We start from the raw sequence: 22,638 nt of genomic DNA, 5'->3' as shown, positions 1-22,638 counted from the left end.
ATGAATTTAATCAAATGCCTACTAATTTATTAACAAATCCTGCTGCTAGTGCATTTGGTGGTAAGGTGGCAGAATATTTTTGGCAATGGGAAAATCAAGAATTACGAGTAGTATATGAAACCATTGGCCAAGGTTCACCAATCTTACTACTACCAGCTTTTAGCAGCGTTTCCACAAGGGGAGAAATGGGAGAATTAGCCAGATTACTTGCACCCCATTTTCAAGTTACCGTTATAGACTGGCCTGGGTTTGGTGACTCTTCCCGACTGAGTTTAGATTACAGACCAGTGATATATCAGCAATTTTTGGCGGATTTTGTGAAATCTGTGTTTAATACGGCAATTTCCGTAATTGCTGCTGGTCATGCTACTGGCTATATTCTTCAACTAGCATTCAAAGAACCGCAGATATTTTCCAAAATTGTATTAATAGCACCAACTTGGCGTGGTCCTTTACCAACAATGGGTGTAGGTCAGCCCATAGCAGCCATGATCAGAGGAATAATTAGGTTCCCTATTATTGGTCAAGCACTGTATAAGCTAAACACAATTCCATCATTCTTAAAGTGGATGTATAGCCGTCACGTCTTTAGTAATGCGGACAAACTAACACCCATTTTTATGGCTGAAAAATGGCACAGCACCCAACAACCAGGGGCTAGATTTGCTTCAGCAGCTTTTGTTACAGGCAATATTGACACATTTTATACTCAAGCTGAATTTCTCTCCCTAGCTAAATCCTTGCTTGTACCTATTATGGCAATTATTGGCGCATCCAGTCCTCCCAAATCACGCCAGGAAATGGACGCATTAGCAGCTTTACCAAAAGTAGACAGCGTAGTAGTTCCCGGTTCTTTAGGACTTCATGAAGAATTCCCAGCCGAAGTTTTTCACTCTATACTACCATTTTTAAATCGGTTATGATAGGCAAGATTATCAAAATTGCTTTGAGATTATGACTAATTTAGAAACATTCAACTCAGTACCAGTAACAGTTCTAACTGGCTATTTAGGCGCGGGTAAAACCACTCTATTAAATCACATTCTTACCTACGAACACGGTAAAAAAGTCGCTGTTATTGTGAACGAATTTGGAGAAGTAGGCATTGATAATCAATTGGTGATTGATGCAGATGAAGAAATATTTGAAATGAACAATGGCTGTATTTGTTGTACAGTGCGTGGTGATTTAATTCGCATCATTGGCAACTTAATGAAACGCCGTGATAAATTTGATCATTTAGTAATTGAAACCACAGGATTAGCAGATCCTGCACCTGTAATTCAAACATTTTTTGTGGATGAGGATCTACAAAATCAATTGTCATTAGATGCAGTAGTAACAGTTGTTGATGCCAAGCATATTTGGCAACACTGGGAAGCGGACGAAGCCCAAGAACAAATTGCTTTTGCTGATGTGATTTTATTAAATAAAACTGATTTGGTAACAGCAGAAGTTTTAGATGAATTAGAAACTCGCATTCGGTCAATGAATGCCATGGCAAAAATTCACCGCACCCATAATTCCGAATTAGCAATGTCAGCTTTATTAGGAGTTCAAGCATTTGATTTAGCTCATGCTTTAGAAATTGATCCTAATTTCTTAGGAGAAGATGCCCATGTTCATGATGAAAGTGTTCATTCTGTAGCTATAGTTGCAGAAGGTTCTGTAAATGGTGAAAAAATCAATACCTGGATGTCAGAATTACTCAGAAATCAAGGTACAGATATTTTCAGAATGAAAGGGATTCTAAATATTCAAGATTCAGATGATCGTTTTGTTTTCCAAGGAGTACACATGATATTTGAAGGTAAAGCCGATAGACCTTGGAAAGTAAATGAAACTCGTAAAAATGAACTTGTATTTATTGGTAGAAATTTAGATGAAGCCAAATTAAAACAAGATTTCTTTGCTTGTATGAGTTAGACAAATTACAAATTAATTAAATTAGATCCCCAACTTATTCAAGAAGTCGGGGATCTGGAACTAACTAAAAAGAAAATATAAAAACCATGAACCTAACAACGATTACATCTCCAGAATTTACAAAACACTATTCAACAAAATTGACAGATTATGTCACCGCTTTAGCTTGGTCTTCTCAAGGTGACATACTGGCAGCTACTTCTGCTGCTGGAGAAGTTATTTTATGGGATAATAGCGAATTAACAACCTTACAAACCGCGACAGATAAAGCCATCAATTGTCTAGCTTTTTCCCATGATGGTAAATATTTAGCCATTGGTGGACAAGATGGAAAAGTAAAAATTTGGTGTAAAAATCAATTAATTAGCACTTTAGAAAATGCCCCTGTTTGGGTTGATCAATTAGCATGGAGTCCTACTGATAACCAACTAGCATTTAGTTTAGGACGTTATGTGCAAATTTGGGATGCAGAGACATTAGAAGTTATTACCACTCTGAATTTTCATGATTCCTCAATTTCGGGAATTGATTGGCGGAAAGATGGCAAATATTTGGCTATTAACGGATATAAAGGCGTAAAAATTTGGTCTACTCAAGATTGGGATGAAGAACCATTTATCCTTTCCATGTCCACCGTCAGTACAGCAATGGCTTGGTCTGGTAATGGTGAATATTTAGCATCAGGAAATATGGATCGGACTCTCACCGTTTTACAATGGGAAAATTCTGATCCTTGGGTAATGCGCGGCTTTCCAGGAAAAATTCGTCACCTAGCTTGGTCAGAACTAAACACCCCCACAGGTGCGCCACTTTTGGCTGTTTCCAGCGTTGAAGGCATAGTAGTATGGGAGAAGTCGGTAGATGAATCTGTAGGCTGGGAAGCGCAAATATTAACCAATCATGTGGATATCATTAATGCGATCGCTTTTGCACCCCAAAGCTTTATTCTTGCTTCTGCTGGTGCTGATGGTTGGCTATGTTTGTGGGATGAAAATAAAGAAGTATCACAGATTTTGACCGACAATATATCAGGGTTTTCTACCCTATCTTGGCATCCCCAAGGACGATTATTAGCCGCTGGTGGTGAACAAGGTGAATTAATTATTTGGTCAACTCTTGCGGAGAATACTGATTAAATGAACCACGAAGGGACGAAGAACACGAAGAAAGAAGAGAAGAAGATAGAAGAGAAATTAAAATTCCTCTAAATATATTTAGGGGTTTGTATTTTTTTATTTAAAGAATTTGCGATAAAAATTTCCTGGTTCTTTCTTCTTTGGGATTAGTAAAAAAGGTGTCTGGGGTAGAAGATTCAACTAATAAACCGCTATCCATTAGCACTACTCTATCAGCAACTTCTCGCGCAAATCCGACTTCATGGGTAACAACTACCATTGTCATTCCGTCATTAGCTAAATTTCTCATCACATCTAAAACTTCTCTTACCATTTCTGGATCTAAAGCTGATGTGGGTTCATCAAATAACATAATTTTTGGTTGCATTGCTAATGCACGCGCTATGGCTACTCGTTGTTGTTGTCCACCAGATAATTGTCCGGGATATTTTTGTGCTTGGGCTAAGATTCCCACTCTTTCTAATAATTGCATTGCTAATTCTTCCGCTTTTGCTTTGGACATTTTGCGGACATATATTGGTGCTAAGGTAATATTATCCAAAACTGTTAAATGAGGAAATAAGTTAAATTGCTGGAATACCATTCCCACTTCTCGACGAATTGTTTCAATATTTCTTAAATCATGACTGAGGGTAATTCCGTCAATGGTAATAATTCCTTGTTGATATGCTTCTAAAGCGTTAAATGTTCTAATAAAGGTTGATTTTCCTGAACCAGATGGTCCCATTAAAACTACAACTTCTCCTCTTTCTACATTTAGACTTACACCTTGGAGAACATGAAATTTGCCATACCATTTGTGAACATCTTCTGCAATAATTATCGGTTTTGTTTCTGTCATAATATTCCTTTTGTGTAGTTTGAAATTTTATAAATGTTGGGTTTCCTTGTGTCAACCCAACCTACGATATTAATTGTTTTTCTAAATTTTTAGCAGCTAAGGACATGGAATAACAAAATACCCAATAAATCAAACCAATAAATAAATATACTTCTGCATACCTTCCTAAAAATTGCGGTTGTGCTAAGATAGAACGCGCCATTCCTGTTAATTCGACTAATCCCACTAATGATAACAGTGAAGTATCTTTAAATAAGCCAATAAATTGACCAACAATTGCGGGAATAACTGCGCGTAAGGCTTGGGGTAATATTACTAATATGAGTAATAAAGGTGTATTTAATCCTAGTGCTTTTGCTGCTTCTATTTGTCCTCTGGGAATTGATTGTAGTCCCCCGCGCACGTTTTCAGCCATGTATGCTGCACTAAATAATATTAGTCCCACAATACCTCTGATTAATCTATCTAAACGTAAATCTGCTGGTAAGAATAAGGGTAACATGACTTGGGCTAAAAATAGAATCCCAATTAATGGTAATCCTCTAAGAACTTCAATATAAAGAATAGAAAACCACCGCAATACAGGTAAATTACTTGTTCTTCCTAATGCGAGTAAAACCCCTATGGGGAAGGAAAGCACAATACTAATTATTGCCATTAATAGGGTAAGTAATAACCCATTCCATACATTTGTAGATACAGATTGTAATCCTAAACCACCACCAATTAACCAAATAATTATGAAAAATGATGATAACCAAATTAGCGAAAGCCAAGGTGTGAGAATTTTAGTAAGTTTTTGACCAATTATCAAACCTACAAATATTAAACCCGTAATTAATAATAACCATAAACGGCTTGTTAATGCCATTGGTAAAATAAAGAATGAAATACCAATAATAAAAGCAGAAATTAGAGAATTGCGGTTTGTGAATATTGCCTTTTTACTAAATGCACCCCCAGTAATTGCAGTTAAAGTTGTAGATATTCCCAAAACAAACCAAATCCGCCAATATAAACTTTGGGGAAATCTACCAACTAAAAATAAATGTAAATTAACTTGAATTACTTGCCATTGTGCTTTAGTAATTAACCAAATTGCAAATCCTTGAACTAACCAAAATAGGAATATAAAGCAAACAACAGTTAATAGACTATTGTACCAATTATTAAAAAGATTTTTTCTTAACCAAGTCAATTTAATCATAATAGAAATGTATTCATCTGCGTTTATTTGCGTTTATCTGCGTTCAACATTATCTTTCCTTAATCTGCACAGAACGATTAAATAAATTCATAGTAAAAGAAATCATTAAACTCAAAGTCAGATAGGTAATCATAATTAACAGCATTACTTCTACAGCTTTCCCAGTTTGGTTAAAAGTCGTAGAAGCCACAAAATAAATATCAGGATAACCGATAGCGATCGCTAAACTGGAATTTTTTGTTAAATTTAAATATTGACTGGTTAACGGGGGAATAATCACCCGCAAAGCTTGGGGAAAAATAACTAACCGCATTGCTAAACCTGGCTTTAACCCCAGAGATTTTGCTGCTTCTGCTTGTCCTTGCGGAACTGATTTAATTCCTCCTCGAACAATTTCCGCGATAAACGCACCCGTGTAAAAAGTCAACCCTAATAATAAACTAGAAAATTCTGGAGACAAGGTAAACCAAGGAAGTTCAATTCCATTTTGGCTAAAGTTAGCAAAACCCAAGAAGGAAACTTTATTTTCGGCTTTGGGAAAACTCAAGAAAACCGCAAAATACCAAAACAACAATTGCAATAATAATGGTGTATTCCGAAAAATTTCTACATAAACTACAGTAATATTTCTGACTAACCAATTATCCGACAGTCGGGCAATTCCCGCAGTAATCCCCACAATTGTAGTCAGAAAAATTCCCATTACTGCTATTCTTAGAGAATTAACTAATCCCACTAATAAAGCATAATTATAAGCATCCGTTGGTTTGTAGTTAATTAGAGTTTCACCAATATCAAAAGATGCTTGTTGCTTGAGAAAATTAAATCCAAATTGAATTCCTAACTGCTGTAAATTTCGTCTGACATTCCCGTACAAGATAATAACTATAACTACTGCTAAAAATACAACAATTAACTGGATAGCATTTTGCCAAAACCGATTATCACGCCACAAAGGAGGTTTAGAATTAGTCATTGCTTATTAGTCAATTTACATTTTATCGAAAAGGTGGAGCGTAGATTAATCCCCCTTTTATCCCCAGTTGATTTTGACCACGGGGGAGATTTATTTTTGTTTTTGTTCCCAAATTACGATCATAAATTTCGCCATAATTACCAACGTGCTTGACTATTTTGGCCGCAAAATCATTTGTTAAACCAATTCCTTCTCCCAGGTTTCCTTCTGTTCCTAAAAAACGTTTAATATCGGGATCTTTACTATTAGCAAATTCTGCTAAATTTTGAGAATTAATTCCTAATTCTTCCGCTTTCACCAAAGCATAAATAGTCCATTTCACTATATCACTCCATTTAGTGTCACCCTTAGCAACTGCTGGCGCTAAAGGTTCAGAAGAAAGAACATCATCTAAAATCACGTTATCTTCTGGTTTCGGTAGGGTTGTCCGTCGGGAAACCAAACCAGAACGGTCTGTTGTCACAGCATCACAACGTCCTTCCGCATAAGTAGCAAAGGTAACATTCACATCTTCAAAAACAACGGGTTTATAAGTAATACCCCGTTTCCGCATTTGGTCTGCTAAATTTTGTTCGGTAGTAGTTCCAGTTTGCACACAAATAGCTTTATCTTTCAGGTCTTTGATAGATTTAATATTGCTATTTTTGCGAACCATGACAGCTTGACCATCGTAAAATACCACAGGTGCAAAATCTAATCCTTGGGAAGTTGCGCGGCTAAAAGTCCAGCTAGTATTGCGACTGAGAATATCTACCTCTCCAGTTTGTAAAGCTGTAAATCGTTCTTTCGTGTTGAGATTGCGGTATTCTACAGCATCTGGATTATCAAATACCGCTGCTGCTATAGCCCGACAAATATCAACATCAATGCCGCTATATTTGCCGTCAGTCCCTACAAAACTAAATCCTGGTAGTTCACCGCTAACGCCACAAACAAGCTGTCCACGGCTCTTAATGCGATTCCAGAGAACGCGAGTTACTTGTGCTTGGGAATTGCTGCTAGTGTTCTGTGGTTCATCACTACAAGCACTCAGCGCAAACATTAACCCTAACGTCGCAATACCAGATAAAATTACAGATAATTTCCTACATTTCATAGATAACAAAAATTTAATCCTCATCCGGTTTTTTTACACAAAAGTCTTAAAAAAATTACAAGGGAGTCGAAAAATTTATTAATATTGAGGATAAATATATCATCTTAGGAGTATGGCTAACGCCACTCAAGCTTTCATAAATGAATAATATGCTAAAATTTCTCAATTCCCTTCTGGGTCGGCATCCTGAGCGGATCAAAGCCAATGTAGAAATCTATACTTGGCAAACTTGCCCCTACTGCATCCGCGCCAAAATCCTACTATGGTGGAAAGGTGTTAATTTCACAGAATACAAAATTGACGGCGACGAAACAGCTAGAACAAATATGGCTGAACGCGCCGACGGTCGCCGTAGCGTCCCCCAAATTTTCATTAATAATCAACATATTGGCGGTTGTGATGACCTGTATCAATTAGATACAAAAGCCCAACTTGACCCGCTGTTATTTCAGGTAATAGGTAATGGGTAATTTTCTTCTTCTTCTTCTTCCTTCGTGTCCTTCGTGCCTATCCCTACGGGACGCTTCGCGAACGTGGTTCATTAACTCTTGACTCCCCCAATGCTGGAATCCCCAGAATACTTAAAACATAGAAAATGGATGAATCACGCCCTGGAATTGGCACGGGTGGCGGGTGATGCTGGTGAAGTTCCTGTAGGGGCTGTGATTGTTGACAGGGATGATCACCTGGTTGCTGTAGGTGAAAATCGGAAGCAACGGGATCAAGATCCTACTGCACACGCAGAAATTATGGCTATTCGCGCTGCTAGTCAAAATTTACAAAATTGGCGATTGCATCAGTGTACCTTATATGTCACGCTAGAACCCTGTCCAATGTGCGCTGGTGCTATAGTTCATGCCCGATTGGAAAAATTGATTTATGGAGTGGACGATACCAAAACTGGCGCGATTCGTACTGTTATCAACATCCCTGATCATCCTGCGTCTAATCACCGGCTAAAAGTGCTAGGAGGTATTCTAGAATCAGATTGTCGAGAACAATTACAAAGTTGGTTTGCTACCCAACGTCGTCAGCAAAAATAACAGACAGAGGTAAAACTGTCCAGATGGGAAAACAAAAATTACCCCAGAAAATCTACGGTGGACATAATCAAGTTTGCGTCATCTTTTATTCGCCAAAAAATCGGCCACCGTTATGATCAAATCATACTTTGCTTCTACTACCCGTCATTCACAAACCATAACTACCCGTGTAAATCCTCACATTGAGTCCGCTCGGCCACCGTTGATGGCTCAGAGTAGTTCACGGGTTTCTCCTTGGTTAATTCCTATAGCGTATCTTCTAGGACGTTACATAGTTTTGCCATCCTTCTTTGGAAATATTAAAGTTACTGGACGAGAAAATATTCCGACAACTGGTCCGGTAATTCTTGCTCCTACCCATCGTTCCCGTTGGGATTCCTTAGTTTTACCCTACGCTACTGGTCGTCATGTGACAGGTAGGGATATGCGATTCATGGTAACGAGTAATGAATGTCAGGGGTTGCAAGGTTGGTTTGTACTGCGAATGGGTGGTTTTCCTGTTAATATTCAACGTCCAGCGATCGCCACTCTCCGGCATACAGTAGAGTTAATGCAGCAGGGTGAAATGTTAGTTATTTATCCTGAAGGTGGTATTCATCGTGATGGTTTACTTCACCCCCTTAAGTCGGGAATCGCTCGTTTAGCTGTCAGCACTGAATCTAGTCATCCAGAACTCGGAATTCAAGTTATACCTGTAGGCATCCAGTACAGCGAACCCTATCCTAATTGGGGTACAGATGTAAATATTCACATTGGTGAACCGATTAAAGTTACAGATTATATCCATGGAAATTTAAAGATAGAAGCCAAAAGGCTTACAGCAGATTTAACCCATCAATTACAACAATTAAGCCATCAAGAATCAGCATTTGGCCATCGCATTTTTGCAGAAATTCATAATTAGTAGGAGTCAGGAGTCAGGAGTCAGGAGTCAGGAGTCAGGAAGAAGGAGTCAGGAGTCAGGAGTCAGGAGTCAGGAAGAAGAAGGAGGAAGAAATTGCCTATTCCCTATTCCCTGATATATATCAACTACTTCCCGTGTCCAATTACTAATTCCCAGTTATTAAGTTTGCCCACATCTTGAGCAGCATAGTCAATAACTTGTAATTGCCAGCGTCCTTTTGCCGGTAGAGAAAGTAATTGTTTGAGAGCGGGATGCGATCGCACCGTGTAAGTATTTTGTAATTGGTTACGACGACCTAATGTCCGACTTTGCAATAATATCCGCTGATTATTGGGAGCAATTAAATAAACTTCTAAATCTCCTAAAAAATCATGGGTGATATTAACTGTAACTTGAATATCGGCAACATTAAAGGCTTCATTAATAGTGATCGCACTTTTAATTCCCTGTTGATTATTATCGGGAATATTCACTGGTTGGGTGTTTTTTACCTGTGTTTGTTTATTAGTAATTTTGGCAACTAGACCCATCTGTTGTGCTAGTCTAACTGCCTTAGCTGCATTGACTTTGCCATAGCCAAACCATTGACTATGACCATTGCTATCATAAGTACCCCCATGGACTCCCAGTTGAGGATCAGGGTTATTATCAACAATTTTATCAGCCGTATCTTGCAGAATCCGTTTCACTTGTTGGGCTGTTAAATCAGGATTAGCTGATAATACTAAAGCCGCTACTCCTGCGACTATGGGAGTAGAACTGGAAGTACCACCAAAGTTTTTAGTAAAGTTGCCAGCATCATAACCTGCTGCCCCTATTTGGTCTGTAGTAAACATTCCTACTCCAAACAGGGAAGAAACAATTGCTGGTTGTGTATACACAAAACCCGTTTCTTGAAACCACATTCCTGGGGGAGCATTATTACTAGGAGCGCACACAGAAACATTACCGCCCCAATTACTGTAAGCAGCCTTTTTATTTAAACTAGTAGATGCAGATACAGTAATGACATCAGGATGGACTGCAAAACCGCTTAACCAATTAGTATTACCTTTAACAATATTTTTCGGCCAATTCTGTTCATTAACAGTCCCATTTATCGGACGATTAGCATTTCCGGCTGCAAAAACAATCACAGATCCTTTACCATTACGTCCAGTGGTAGCAGCCCGACTAATAGCGGCTTTTTGCCGAATAGAAAGGGGAAAATAAACAGCAGAAGCTCCCCAACTACAAGAAATTACACTTGCGCCCTTTTCAATTGCCCAATTAAAGATATCTTCAATTGATTTATCATCTAAAAAACCAGTAGTCCGAATGGGCATCATTGCACAACCAGGGGCAACTCCAACAATTCCTGAACCATTTTCTTCAGCTACAGCTAGTCCCGCGCAAGCAGTACCATGACTAGTTTCTTTTTCTCCAGGTAAGGGTAAAAAATCATTTTCCTTTAAATCTCTAGGAGCAACAACTTTACCAGGACCTTGAAAATCTGGGTGTTTTAAATCAAAAGAATCATCCACCATAGCTACTACTACAGAACGCACACCGCGAGTAGTATCCCAAGCTTGTTCTACAGAAATATGGGAACCCGCTATCAATTGATTGCCACTATTATGATTGAGATACCATTGCTGGGAATAGAGGGAATCCTTGGGTTTATAATGGGGTTCTTGCTGAATGAGAATATTCGGTTCAGCCGCTAAAACTTCTGGCAGTGTTTGTAACTGATTGGTAATTTTAATTGGGTTTTCTGTGGCTTGTTTACTAACAAGAAAAACGAAAGTATTTGGGATGCCAACCACTGGTTGATCTTGAACTAAATTAAATGTACTGGCAATAGTATTAATTTTAGTATTATCTACCCAAGTGGCAAATTGAATTGTAATTTGATCACTGAGATAAACAAAAGTACCAGGATTATTTTCCAGTGTATAAACATGACTAACAAAGTCCACATTTTCATCAGCACGGAGTTGAGACATGACTGCTTCTAGCTGATTAGGAAAAACAGTGTATAGTTCTAGCTTTGCTTGAGGTATACTTCGCCGCCATACACTTCCAGGTACTTGAAATAATGTTTCACGAGGAAAATTATCATTAGGACGGATAGTAAAGCGATACAATGTTTTTTCTAGCATTAACTCTTCACCACCACGTTGTAAGGTTAATGCTTGATTGTTATTTGCTACATCTGATTCAGGAAAATTCGCAGAATTAATATTATCACTCATAATTTAAGTATGATTTTAATAACCGCAGTTATGCAGTTTCTAGTTTAAACTGATAATTGGTAATTAGTGATCTATCACCTGTTACCTGTTCCCGCAAACGGGAACTTGATTCAGACAATCTTTAGTCTAAATTATAGAAACTTATCAAGTGGCTTGACTTTATCTCCGGTACAAAGAGAGTTAATATACACGAAGTTTCCCACTTACCGCGAGGTCTTATGAGTGCTGCTCCCTTAATTCGCTTCACGTCCTTATCAATAATATCATTTTTAATGATGTTATCACCCGTCCATGCTCAGGGTACAAATTCATCTAACCCTACAAGCCAAGCAAAACCCATTGATACGGAAAAGATTAATACCCTTAGCCCTACGGGACAAAGTAATAATATCTTAAGTATGGAGGGAGGCGATCGCTTGATGAAAGATTCAGCCCAAGCAGTTGCTAGTCAAAACTACCCCCTAGCCGCCAAAAAACTCCAAGAAGCCCGTCAGGTTTATAATCAGTTGTCAGGCTTTTATCAAGACCTAAACTCTAGTTTTGCGGGCATTGATATTCGTGCTTCCGATTCTCACCGCAAAAATGCTCTAGCAACTGCCCAAAAACGAGATGAAGCTACCTATCAGTTAGCCTTAGTATATCGAGCGCAAAACCAGCCAGAATTAGCCGTACCGCTGCTGGTACAAATTATTAAAAGTCAAAATCCCACCAGAGAATTAGGCACAAAAGCTTATCAACAATTATTTGAACTAGGTTTTGTGGATGTACCATTTCCCCGTCAAGGTAAGAAATAATCGACAAATGGTCACAACCAACAGGCAACTGCTACATATCTGTTAATAATAGAGAAGTAAGTTTTTTCAGGAATTGCGATGATAAGTCCGCAACAGGTAGAGACAATGATCAAGGCACAAATGCCGGATGCCCAAGTGCAAGTACAAGACTTGACAGGTGGTGGTGATCACTATCAGGTAACAGTAGTTTCATCGCAGTTTGCAGATAAAGGAATGGTGCAACAACACCAATTAGTTTATGGCGCATTGCAACAAGCTATATCCAGCGAAGCTATTCATGCTTTAGCTCTTAAAACCTACACTCCCGAAGCTTGGCAAGCAACAAACTAATTTAAGATTGAGGATTTTGCATTGACAAGACAAAATCTAAACTTGTATCAACATATTGACTTTCAGTAACAAAGGAAATAACTAATCATGACCCCAGAAACCAAAGAAAAAATTGATAACTTGGTAAAAGAAAACAAAATTATGGTTTTCATGAAGGGCAATAAATTAATGCCCCAATGTGGTTTCTCTAATAACGTTGTCCAAATTCTTAATACCTTGGGAGTTCCCTTTGAAACCCTGGACGTACTTGCAGATCAAGAAATTCGTCAAGGCATCAAAGAATATTCCAACTGGCCAACAATTCCCCAAGTATACCTTAGTGGTGAATTCCTGGGCGGTTCTGATATTTTGATTGAAATGTACAACAAAGGTGAATTACAACAAAAGGTAGAAGTAGCACTAGCTTCTTAATATCAGCTATTAGGTGTAGGTTGGGTTAAGGAACGCAACCCAACACCTGATATCTATTAGCGACAATTTCAAATTTATTTTTAAATAGGGCTTGCTGATAGCGTAGCGTGGCGTAAGCCATATAAACTGAAAACCTAGATATATATAAGAGTTTCATGCTTGGTAAAGGTGAATAATGTGCAAGGAATAAGCGTTGAAACCGTTCATTTACCTATCACTTTCTTAAATTTAAGACTATTCTTACCTCCTTCTAATTCTTCCTCCTGACTCCTGACTCCTGACTCCTAGCCCTCACGAAAAGACTTTTTCAGCAAACCCTAAATATTAAATTATTTATTACTGATATTTTTACCAAAACTATGAATAATAAAACAAAGATAGAAGATTGCGGTTATACATTCATCGGTTCAGCCGTTGATAATTTAGTTCGCCATTTTGAAGGTCAATCATCTCTACAATTATATCCTGACTTTCGAGAACGGCGAGAACGCGCCAATGAATTATTATTTGATTTAGTTGGTAAACAACCCGGCTTATTTTATATTCGTCGTCAAGGAACAGGAAAAGAACCAGGAGAAGAAATTTGGGAACTAACAATAGCCACAGATCAAGAAAACTTTCAATTACCAAAAAAACTCAAAAAACTAGGAAAAACTTTAGGATTTAAAGCTGCTATTCGTCAAGATGGATATGGGGGATTTAAAATTTTATCCGCTTATTTACTACAAGAATCACGGGGAAATATTGACGGTTATTCTTTACCCTATTGGTTGCGGCTAAGTCCCAATCATCAACATCGTCTGGATATTCCCAAACCATTATTGGCAAAAATCAAAAATATGCCAATTTGTGGAAATCATATCCCCACAGAAGATCAACTTAAAGCCTGGAAAGCTTTTTTAAAAGTTGAAGAACGCATTGCAAAATCTCGACAATTTTGTGTATCCTTCCGAATTTCTAATAATGGCTCAAGTTCTCGACAAATCGCTTTAGAAGTTAAAGTTAATTCAGCTACTCTTAACGGTTCTGAAGAAAATATTTTAGGTGTAGATAACTTTTGGGAACGGGTAAAAAAAGCTAAAAATCAAGAAGTTAAATTTTTAGATTCCGTACCCACAGATAGAAATCGTCGCAACAGTCGTCAATTAGGAACTATTGAAAAAATTGATCAAAAACATAATTTCATTCATGTTCGATTAGAACGGGAAATCATCGAATATATAGCCAAAGGTAATTATCAACTTCCCAATAATGGGTACTTATTTTTTGATGCTGCTGGAGACATCAAACAAATCGAACGGAAAGAAAAAGCCTTAGAACAATTAAAACAAGGACGCACTCAAAATCCCTATTTGGGTAATTTTCTATTTGACGCTTCCCAAGCCAGACCGATTATAAAAAGGATTAAACTAAACTCAAAAGATTTATTATTATCTTCTGCTAATGCTGGACAAAAAGCCGCAGTTGAAAAGGTACTTTCCGCAGAGGATTTAGTGCTGATTCAAGGGCCACCAGGTACAGGAAAAACTACCGTAATTGCCGAAATTTGCTATCAAGTAGCTTTGCGCGGAGGACGGACATTAATTACCTCACAAGCCAATTTAGCAGTTGATAACGCCCTCAGTCGCTTAGTTCACAATCCCGTTATTCGCGCTATTAGAAAGGGACGAGCCGAGAAAGTAGGAGAGGAAGGACAGCCATTTTTAGAAGATCAAGTAATTGGTACATGGCTACAAAATACCGCTACTGATTGTGAAAATAATCTCAGTCAACGTCACGAAAATATCAGAATTATCAATGAATTATTACCATTATCAACACGATTTACAGACTATTTTATTGCAGAAGAAGCAGTAAATCAGCAACAGAATGAACTCAAAGCCGAAAAAGAAAATTTAGAAGTATCTCATCAAAAGCAAAAAATTGAGTATCATCAAACTTTAGTCAATAAAAATGAAATTGAATCCTTAATTACTGGATTAGAAAATATTCTGAAAAATGCCACAAATATAGATTGGGAATCTTCAGAAATTAAAGGTTTTTTATCACAAATTAAACCTTATACAGAAAATAACCAAGAAGTAGCGAATTTTCGAGAAAATGTGCGTCAAGCTATCAAATGTATTGAGGAACTTGGTTTTACTCGTCCGGGGTTTGGTGCATTTGGGTTAGCTGTTTGGTTACAGGAAAATATCACAACTCATATTTCTGAATTTAAACCGGGATTCAAGGATGCTAATGATGTCGGTTTAGCTATTGCAGAAGTAGCAAAATTAGTTTATATTTTCCAACAGCATTCTGTATCTTTGGAGAAATTAGAAACAGATCATCAAAATTGTCATAACCACAACGATTTACAGCCAACAATCCAAATTTGGGAAAATCGCAAACGGGAAATTGATTATATTATTGAAGCCGTCGTTGAATGGAAATCTACAGCTTCCAATAACTTGTATCAAGTCTTAAAAGAATGTCAACAATCTAATTTACCATTAACAGAAAATATGGTAGATTTACCATTAGGTTTATTGATGTTTGCTAAGACATTAAAATTATCTATTGTTCCTAAAAATTATCAAATCAGTTTACCAGATTGGGGAGTATTAACAAAAGCCATCTCTTATGAAATAGCAGGTGACTTTACTGATAGAAAAGGCAAAAAACATGATTTTAGTTATTTTCTACAACAAAGTTTTAGTCAAATTCCTATAGTATTATCAAAACCCGATCAAATTCAATGGCAAACAACCTATCAAAAACTCCAAAATTATCAACTCCTCCACCCTAAACAGCGAAAATTGCTAGTTGAAAATACTCAAGTCTTTTTAATTAGATTGGAAAAAATCTATGGTAAGTCCTTTGAATGGAATAATATTGAAGCTACTCTTACCCGCATTACCCAAGAATTACTAGATATTATCTTAGTTCATGCTCGTCAATGTGTTTTAAGAGTTAAAACTGAAGCTGAACAACAATTAGAAATTTTGCAACAGCAATTTCAAGAACTTCCAGAAAATGAAATTTCTTCAGAACAAATATCTGAAGCTAAATCTCAGTTAAAGAAAAGTAAAGAAGCTGCTAATTTAAAACTTGCAGAAGTTATCAATAACTTACAAGCACTTCATAAACAGCAAAATATCCCGCTACCATTACAGATTTTAGTAGAAAAATATCTGACTAGACAAGCAAATATGTGGGAACAACCCCAGGAATTTTCCCAACAAGTTAAGTTTTGGGAAAATCGTATTCATGAAATAGAACCTCTAATTTCATCACTAGCACCTTTTACTGTTTTAGAAACAATTAAAGACTCTTTCAATCAAGAGTTCACAAATTTGCAAGCAGAAGCTGATATTTATCAACAAGAACTTGCAGAATTACACATAAAAATATCTGATTTAGAACAGCAATTACAATTACAGTTGGCAGATAGTTTAATTAGCGAACGGAATTGGTGGCACTCAATTTGGCAAACAATCCCAGATAAATTAAAACCAGAATTATCTAATGATGATTTATTAAATTTAGGATCTTTATGCAATATTCAAAATAAATTCAAGTCATGGAAACGACAGCTAAAAAGTGAAGAAAATTATCTGCACAAATATCAGAATTTCGTTCAAGATTGGGTAGCAAAACTCCGTCAACCTTCAGAACAAGATAGCAAAGATTTAAGGGGAATTTATTTAGATAATGCTAACGTTGTCGGTATTACTTGTGTTCAAGCTGCAAATTATAATTTCTCGGAAGAATTTCAATCTTTTGATGTTGTGATTATTGATGAAGTTAGTAAATGCACCCCCCCAGAACTGCTAATTCCGGCTTTGAAAGGTAAAAAATTAGTCATGGTAGGAGATCATCGGCAATTACCACCTATGCTTGATACTAGCACTGTGGAAGAAGTTGCGAAAACAATGGGGAATACTAGGGAAGAATTACAATTTTTAGAAGAATCATTATTTAAAAGTCAGTTTGAAACCGCTGATAAAAGCATTAAAAAAATGCTGAATACTCAATATCGAATGCACCCGATGATTATGGGCGCAATTAATCAATTTTATCATGGTAAATTGGAATGTGGGATTTTAGAACCTGATACAAAACGCGCTCATAATTTAGCAGGGGAAATTATTCAACCTTACAATCATCTATGTTGGGTAAAAATGCCCAGAGAAAATGAATTTCAAGAAGAACGCAATGGAACTTCATTTTTTAATACTAAAGAAATTGATGTGATTGAAAGTATCTGTCAACAATTTGAGCAAGTTTGGGTGCATAAAGTTGCCAATGGAGAACCGAAAAAAGAAATAGCTGTTATTACATTTTATGGCGCTCAATTAAGAAAAATTGATGAACGTTTGCAATCTGAACTTTTCCCTTCTTTACAAATTAGAACGGGTACAGTGGATAGATTTCAAGGTATGGAAAGACCTGTGGTAATTGTCAGTATGGTGCGGAATAATCAGCAAGGAGATGTGGGATTTGCTAATAAACCAGAACGGGTGAATGTGGCTTTTTCCCGCGCTCAAGAATTATTGGTAATTGTCGGTTGTCATGATTTATTTACAACTAAACCCGGTACAGTAGGTAATATGTATTCTGAAGTTGCTAACACTGTTAATCATCATGGAGGTTTTATTGATGTTTCCTACTTCTGTAGTTAAACCAATTGATGAAAATCTGAAATATCTAGTTGAGAAAATTGAAGCTGAAAGTTCTGGTTTATCAGTTTTAGCTGCGCGTCAATTTGGCTATACTGTGACTCAAAATTCTTTAGAATTAACTATTAAAGAACCTCGCAAATTTAATGTCTTAGAAGAATTTATTATTCGTGCTGGTATGGAGTTTAATCCTCCACCTACAGCTAATGATTTAGCATCTATCTTAGGGCTTGATTCTGTATTTATTAAAAGTACCATTGCTAATCTACAATCTTTGCAAACCCTAGCGGATACATCTCAAATTACTGTCACAGAGGAGGGGAGTTTATTCTATGCCCAGGGTTCTGTACCTAAGCGTCCATACTCTGTGTCAATTTATGCGATTACTGATAATTTAGCTGGAAAAATTACATTTCAATATGAATCATTGGAAGATATTGTGATTAACCAGCCAGATTTAACAGATTTTGTCAATATTGAACAAAAAAATCCGCCAATTTCTAGTTTACAACTTGCAGATATCCAGGAAATTATTCAGTCTTGTAATTTACCTCTTCATGTTCCCGCAGAAGGAAAATTTGTGACTGATTTTAAAGTGAAAGGGACTACACAAATTATTGAGAGAAATATATCTCTGTTTGTGATTTTTGATCATAATCAAGATAAATTAAACATCCAAATTAGAAGTGGTAAGGAAATTTTAGAAGCTGCTACCAAGAAAATTGAAGAATTATACAATGCAGAAAAAATATCCCTAGCAGAATTATGTCAATTATCTCAGGAAACTATCAATTTACAGCGGGAGGAAATTCTTAATCAGAAATAAGCTTTTGAAGTTGATACTTGTTTTTCCTCTAACCACCATAAACAAATAGCTAATACTGTAGAAACAAGTAAGAGAATAGCAATAAATTCAAAGGTAATTTGTGTACCTAAAACTAATGATTTGATTGGTGCATTGGTGACATCAATATTTGTTGTTAATTGGGTATTATTAAGAGTCACAAATGAAAATAAAGCCCCCACTAATGGCACACCTATAGTTTGTCCTAATATTCGTGATAAAGATAATAAACCTGAAGCAACCCCTAAACTATCTTGTGGTGCTGCTCCCATAATGGCGCTATTATTAGGAGATTGAAACATCCCTATTCCTAACCCATAGGGGATAATAGCAATCATATAGTTAATGATAGTTAATTCGGTGTTAAAGGTACTAATTAATAAGCAACCAACAGCCATTAATATTAATCCTATTAAAGTAATAATTCGTGGGCCAAATTTATCAGAAAGCATCCCAGCCATAGGTGCTGTTAAGACAATAATAATTGGTGGAATTGCTAATAAAAAACCAGCTTTATCAGTGGGATATTGTTTGACTAATTTAAAAAAGAAAGGGAGAATAAATATTGCTCCTGCAATCACGAGGTTGCCTATAAACCGCAATCCTAAACCTAAGCTTAAATCTAAAGATTTAAACATTCTCAAGTTTAAAATAGGGTTTAAAGTCCGCATTTCTACGAACACGAAAAACCCCAAAGCAATCATAGATAAAAATAGCAAAGACAGGATAATATTTAAATCATAATTCTGTTCTTCTAATAATGTTATTCCCAAGATAAAGCAGGTTAACATGACGGTGAGAACTATAGTTCCTATAACATCAAACTTCTGTTTTTCAACACTGATAATAGAAGGTGGCACAAAATAAGCCATAATTAAAATTCCTAGAATCCCAATTGGCACATTAATAAAGAAAATTAAAGGCCAGTCTCCGATACTAATTAGTATCCCCCCTATTGTCGGTCCTAACATCATTCCCAAGCCAAAAACTCCAGCCCGAATACCTAAACCAAGCCCTCGTTCTTCTACTGGGAAAACCTCTACAATCATTGCTGTTCCTATTCCTGATATAAATGCAGCCCCTATTCCTTGAATGGCACGAAAAGCTATTAAAAAGCCTATATTTGGGGAAAGTCCACATAGTAAGGAGCTAATTGTAAACACTATCATGCCGATAATGTACAACTTTTTTTTGCTCCACATATCGCCTAATTTAGCCGCACTCAAAACAAAAATAGATATTGCTAGTAAGTAGCTCAATACCACCCATTGACTATTCCCAAAGGTAGTATGCAGCGATTCCAGCATAATTGGTAAAGCTAGATTAACTATATAAACATCTAAGGAAAAAATAAATATACCAATACTCACGCCCAATATAGTCCACCATTTTTCAGATGTTTTTATTTCTTGCTTGGGATAATTTAATTGTGGTTCTTGAGTTTTTAACATTATTATATAGCAGGAGTCAGGAGTCAGTAAGAAGAAGAAAGAAGAAAGAAGAAAGAAGGAGTAAAAGCTCCTTGATACTTAATTTTTGATTAGAATTTTGTAGTTTATTTACCTACAATTTTTTGTATCTATCCCAAAGGATTTATTAAAGAAAATTATTGCTTATTTTGTTCCTTTATAAATAAGTCGAAATACTTCAAGAAATAATGGAATTTAGCAATAAAGCAGATTTTATATTTTCATATCCTAATTCCCTCACTCAAACAGAAAAAGTACAAATTTCGTTCCCAAGAGAATGAGGATGATTAGCTACACTAAAACGGACTATAATTTCTGGCAATTCTTTTTCTATATCAATGGGAGTTCCTCTTTTGGCAATTACTTTAATTTTTTGGAGGATTTTATTTACTAAGTCTTTATTTTCAGCCAATTCTCCTCTACCAATCTGCTTTAGAGCTAGTTCAACAGCAGTATATCCTGATTGCATCCCTAATGCCAAGCTACTTTTTTTGCCCAGAATATGCGGATCTAAACTTTGATAAAGCTGCTGATTTTTGGCTACGGCTTTAACATGAACTCCAGCATAGTGAGTAAAGGCATTTTTACCAGTAATAGGTGTATGGGGAGGAATAGAAATATGAGAATGCTGACTAACAAAATTATATAAATCGTCTATATAGTTAAGTTGCCAATTTTTTTCTGCTTCACCCATATCTATTAAATTGATCAATAGCTCGGCTAAATCAACAATACCTGCCCTTTCTCCTAATCCCATTGTTGTTACATCAATAATGTCTGCACCTGCTCTATAAGCATCTAAAGCATTAACTAAAGCTAACCCTTTATCATTATGACAATGCACTTCTATTTGTGGATACAAACCACGATTTCCTAGTTCTTCTTTCAGGGTTTTTACATAAAAATACATACTGCGCTGCGGATGAAAGGGTGTGCTGTAGCCAGTAGTATCTGCTATACTAATGATATTCACTCCAGCTTTAACTGCGGCACTGGCTGCGGCAACAACATTTTCTATCGGCGATCGCACTGTATCTTCTGGTGTATATCTAATTAATAAGTCATGCTGCTGTTCTTTGGCAAAAGTAACTACTTCAATAATCTTTTCAATGGCTACATCTAAATGAATATTATAATCTTGTTGTAACCGCTTTTTAGAAACACTAAAAAATATCCCTAAAAAATCAACACCACAATCTAAGGCTTTTCGCACATTATCTATTTTACAAAGGGAATGAGCGCCTATTTTAGCATTAAGCCCAGCTTGAGAAATCCGCTTGATAGCTAGGGCAATTTCACTATCTACTGCGGGATTACCAACTTCAATAATATCAACTCCTATCTGATCTAAAAACTGGGCAATTACCATTTTTTGATCTGGAGAAAAATAAACTCCAGGAGTTTGTTCTCCTTCTCTTAAAGTAGAGTCAAGAATTTGCACCATATTTACCCTAAGTCTCAGTTTATTTAATATCAATTTTTCTAGCAAATATTTATAAGCTATAGCTCATATTTTTAGTAATTTCATATATTTTATACACAGACAAGAATTAATAATTCAAAATTTATAAATTTTTTTGATTGTTTTGCGTTACTACAAAATTAATTGTAATTAATCTCAATCATACGCGCTGATTATAATATGCCAGTAAAATTCCCCTCAGTTGTATACGGCTGAGGGGTTTGATCTGATCAAATGTAATATTTTCCCAATTTCATACCACTAAGCCCCGTTGACCAATGCAAAAATTGTGCTATGATCATCAGCGGTAATGGTAGACAGTCAACAAAATTAGACAGTACCTTTAGTAGTAACCATGCTGTTTTTCGGGTTCCGGTTGAACCATTGCGAAGTTAGATACATCATGCAAGTAGCGGCTGGCTTCCTCTTCTAAACGATGAATCCAATATGGTTCGATGATGTTACTCTGTCTAAGTGCGGCAAGGTATCCGTCCAAATACATCCGCATATCATCCATACGATAACCGCGATTCCATAATTCGACGAAGGCGTCGGTAAGTCTTTGGTAGTAGCGGATGGTTTGTGTGTCTTGGAGCATAACTGCTGTATTAATCTCTTTGCAATGAGAATTGTAGATAATGATTCACGTTCAATGAAGTATCACTTCCCCCTTATGTATTAACTCATAAGTTAATATTTTTACCTTGGGTGAGACCCCCCAGCAGCTAAAAACTTAATTAGATCCTACGCCAAAAAAACTGAAAATATGGTGAATTGGTAAGGTATTTTTACGATTTTTTAGTCAAAAGTTTTATCTGATAGCGGAGCTTGGCATTAGCCATATATTGAAAACCACAAAGGCTGATTGATTTTTATCCAATTTTTGTGCGTATTTTCTTGGGAATACAAATCTAGTCCTTAGCGGGTCAATTTGTATAATCAAGCTTTAGAACCTATTAGCTGTTTCGGGGATAAATAACAAGTCGTCTCCACCTTTGGTTGTAATCGGGTGTGATTTTTATGCTACTCGCTTTGCTAAATGATTGTTCTACAAGTTTACCATATCTCTTAAGGAGTAGGACAGATCACTAAAAATAAACTTTAATGATAGGTTATAGGAGTCACCGAGTCAGGAGGAAAGAAGAAGAAGGAAGAATCCTGTATGGCTTTTTTTGTAAATTTTGTAGCTTATTCTAGTGCATATCGCTACAAGTGGTAGTAAAGTAATTTTATTTACCTCTCACCATGGCAAACTAGATAAATAGCCAGTTGAGCTAATATAATATAAACGTAATAAAAATTTA

General features: G+C 36.4%; 19 protein-coding genes. 11 read left to right on the top strand and 8 right to left on the bottom strand.

Annotated features, from left to right (window positions below; all coding sequences use genetic code 11):
• The first annotated feature begins 14 nt into the window (after positions 1–14).
• The 3 genes from FJR11_RS01740 to FJR11_RS01730 all read left to right on the top strand — a co-directional run bounded on the left by FJR11_RS01740 (position 15) and on the right by FJR11_RS01730 (position 3,062).
• Positions 15–923 (top strand): alpha/beta fold hydrolase, encoded by a 909-nt coding sequence (locus tag FJR11_RS01740; RefSeq protein ID WP_168502003.1) that lies wholly within the window; start codon positions 15–17, stop codon positions 921–923.
• Between the two features lie 31 nt (positions 924–954).
• Entirely contained in the window at positions 955–1,926 is a 972-nt protein-coding gene (locus tag FJR11_RS01735) for a GTP-binding protein (RefSeq protein ID WP_168502002.1), read from the top strand.
• An 86-nt stretch (positions 1,927–2,012) separates the two neighbouring features.
• Positions 2,013–3,062 carry a WD40 repeat domain-containing protein gene (locus FJR11_RS01730; protein ID WP_168502001.1) on the top strand — a complete coding sequence of 350 codons (1,050 nt, stop codon included), beginning with the start codon at positions 2,013–2,015 and terminating at the stop codon, positions 3,060–3,062.
• A gap of 100 nt (positions 3,063–3,162) precedes the next feature.
• Here the strand turns inward: FJR11_RS01730 and FJR11_RS01725 are convergent, their stop codons facing one another.
• The 4 genes from FJR11_RS01725 to FJR11_RS01710 all read right to left on the bottom strand — a co-directional run bounded on the left by FJR11_RS01725 (position 3,163) and on the right by FJR11_RS01710 (position 7,182).
• Positions 3,163–3,903, bottom strand: a complete 741-nt coding sequence (locus FJR11_RS01725) for an amino acid ABC transporter ATP-binding protein (RefSeq protein WP_168502000.1) — start codon at positions 3,901–3,903, stop codon at positions 3,163–3,165.
• 61 nt (positions 3,904–3,964) lie between these two features.
• Positions 3,965–5,110 (bottom strand): amino acid ABC transporter permease, encoded by a 1,146-nt coding sequence (locus FJR11_RS01720; protein WP_168501999.1) that lies wholly within the window; start codon positions 5,108–5,110, stop codon positions 3,965–3,967.
• Positions 5,111–5,159: 49 nt separating this feature from the next.
• Entirely contained in the window at positions 5,160–6,086 is a 927-nt protein-coding gene (locus FJR11_RS01715) for an amino acid ABC transporter permease (RefSeq protein ID WP_168501998.1), read from the bottom strand.
• Positions 6,087–6,108: 22 nt separating this feature from the next.
• Complete coding sequence (locus FJR11_RS01710) at positions 6,109–7,182, bottom strand: amino acid ABC transporter substrate-binding protein (protein WP_168501997.1); 1,074 nt, start codon at positions 7,180–7,182, stop codon at positions 6,109–6,111.
• Positions 7,183–7,331: 149 nt separating this feature from the next.
• On the opposite strand from FJR11_RS01710, the gene grxC reads away from it, so the two are divergent.
• The 3 genes from grxC to FJR11_RS01695 all read left to right on the top strand — a co-directional run bounded on the left by grxC (position 7,332) and on the right by FJR11_RS01695 (position 9,129).
• Positions 7,332–7,652, top strand: coding sequence for a glutaredoxin 3 (gene grxC / locus FJR11_RS01705; protein WP_168501996.1), 321 nt, complete (start codon positions 7,332–7,334; stop codon positions 7,650–7,652).
• 129 nt (positions 7,653–7,781) lie between these two features.
• Positions 7,782–8,225 (top strand): tRNA adenosine(34) deaminase TadA, encoded by a 444-nt coding sequence (tadA, locus tag FJR11_RS01700; RefSeq protein ID WP_254444658.1) that lies wholly within the window; start codon positions 7,782–7,784, stop codon positions 8,223–8,225.
• 112 nt (positions 8,226–8,337) lie between these two features.
• On the top strand, positions 8,338–9,129 hold the full coding sequence (locus FJR11_RS01695; protein WP_168501994.1) for a 1-acyl-sn-glycerol-3-phosphate acyltransferase: 792 nt from the start codon (positions 8,338–8,340) through the stop codon (positions 9,127–9,129).
• Between the two features lie 125 nt (positions 9,130–9,254).
• Here FJR11_RS01695 and FJR11_RS01690 read toward each other — a convergent pair whose 3' ends face one another.
• Positions 9,255–11,363, bottom strand: a complete 2,109-nt coding sequence (locus tag FJR11_RS01690) for a S8 family serine peptidase (RefSeq protein ID WP_168501993.1) — start codon at positions 11,361–11,363, stop codon at positions 9,255–9,257.
• A gap of 218 nt (positions 11,364–11,581) precedes the next feature.
• Between FJR11_RS01690 and FJR11_RS01685 the strand changes: the two genes are divergently transcribed.
• The 5 genes from FJR11_RS01685 (at position 11,582) to FJR11_RS01665 (ending at position 18,385) form a co-directional block, all read left to right on the top strand.
• Entirely contained in the window at positions 11,582–12,157 is a 576-nt protein-coding gene (locus FJR11_RS01685; RefSeq protein WP_168501992.1) for a hypothetical protein, read from the top strand.
• Positions 12,158–12,235: 78 nt separating this feature from the next.
• Positions 12,236–12,487: a BolA family protein gene (locus FJR11_RS01680; RefSeq protein ID WP_015083324.1), complete on the top strand. Its 252-nt coding sequence runs from the start codon at positions 12,236–12,238 to the stop codon at positions 12,485–12,487.
• Between the two features lie 87 nt (positions 12,488–12,574).
• The gene (grxD, locus tag FJR11_RS01675; RefSeq protein ID WP_168501991.1) at positions 12,575–12,898 is read left to right on the top strand and encodes a Grx4 family monothiol glutaredoxin; all 324 of its coding nucleotides are present in this window, start codon (positions 12,575–12,577) and stop codon (positions 12,896–12,898) included.
• 359 nt (positions 12,899–13,257) lie between these two features.
• Positions 13,258–17,562, top strand: a complete 4,305-nt coding sequence (locus FJR11_RS01670) for an AAA domain-containing protein (protein ID WP_168501990.1) — start codon at positions 13,258–13,260, stop codon at positions 17,560–17,562.
• Positions 17,540–18,385, top strand: coding sequence for a hypothetical protein (locus FJR11_RS01665; protein WP_174762885.1), 846 nt, complete (start codon positions 17,540–17,542; stop codon positions 18,383–18,385). The genes FJR11_RS01670 and FJR11_RS01665 overlap by 23 nt, the downstream gene beginning before the upstream one ends.
• On the opposite strand, the gene FJR11_RS01660 is transcribed toward FJR11_RS01665, so the two are convergent.
• The 3 genes from FJR11_RS01660 to FJR11_RS01650 all read right to left on the bottom strand — a co-directional run bounded on the left by FJR11_RS01660 (position 18,376) and on the right by FJR11_RS01650 (position 21,932).
• On the bottom strand, positions 18,376–19,854 hold the full coding sequence (locus tag FJR11_RS01660; RefSeq protein WP_168501989.1) for an MFS transporter: 1,479 nt from the start codon (positions 19,852–19,854) through the stop codon (positions 18,376–18,378). The two genes, FJR11_RS01665 and FJR11_RS01660, sit on opposite strands and share 10 nt — an antisense overlap.
• Before the next feature lie 259 nt (positions 19,855–20,113).
• Complete coding sequence (locus FJR11_RS01655; protein WP_168501988.1) at positions 20,114–21,316, bottom strand: LeuA family protein; 1,203 nt, start codon at positions 21,314–21,316, stop codon at positions 20,114–20,116.
• Between the two features lie 361 nt (positions 21,317–21,677).
• Positions 21,678–21,932 (bottom strand): DUF6761 family protein, encoded by a 255-nt coding sequence (locus FJR11_RS01650; RefSeq protein WP_168501987.1) that lies wholly within the window; start codon positions 21,930–21,932, stop codon positions 21,678–21,680.
• Positions 21,933–22,638: the final 706 nt, after the last annotated feature.

This window comes from Anabaena sp. UHCC 0187 (assembly GCF_009712035.1).
Classification (GTDB): domain Bacteria; phylum Cyanobacteriota; class Cyanobacteriia; order Cyanobacteriales; family Nostocaceae; genus Dolichospermum.
This window is presented reverse-complemented; position numbering and strand designations above follow the sequence as displayed.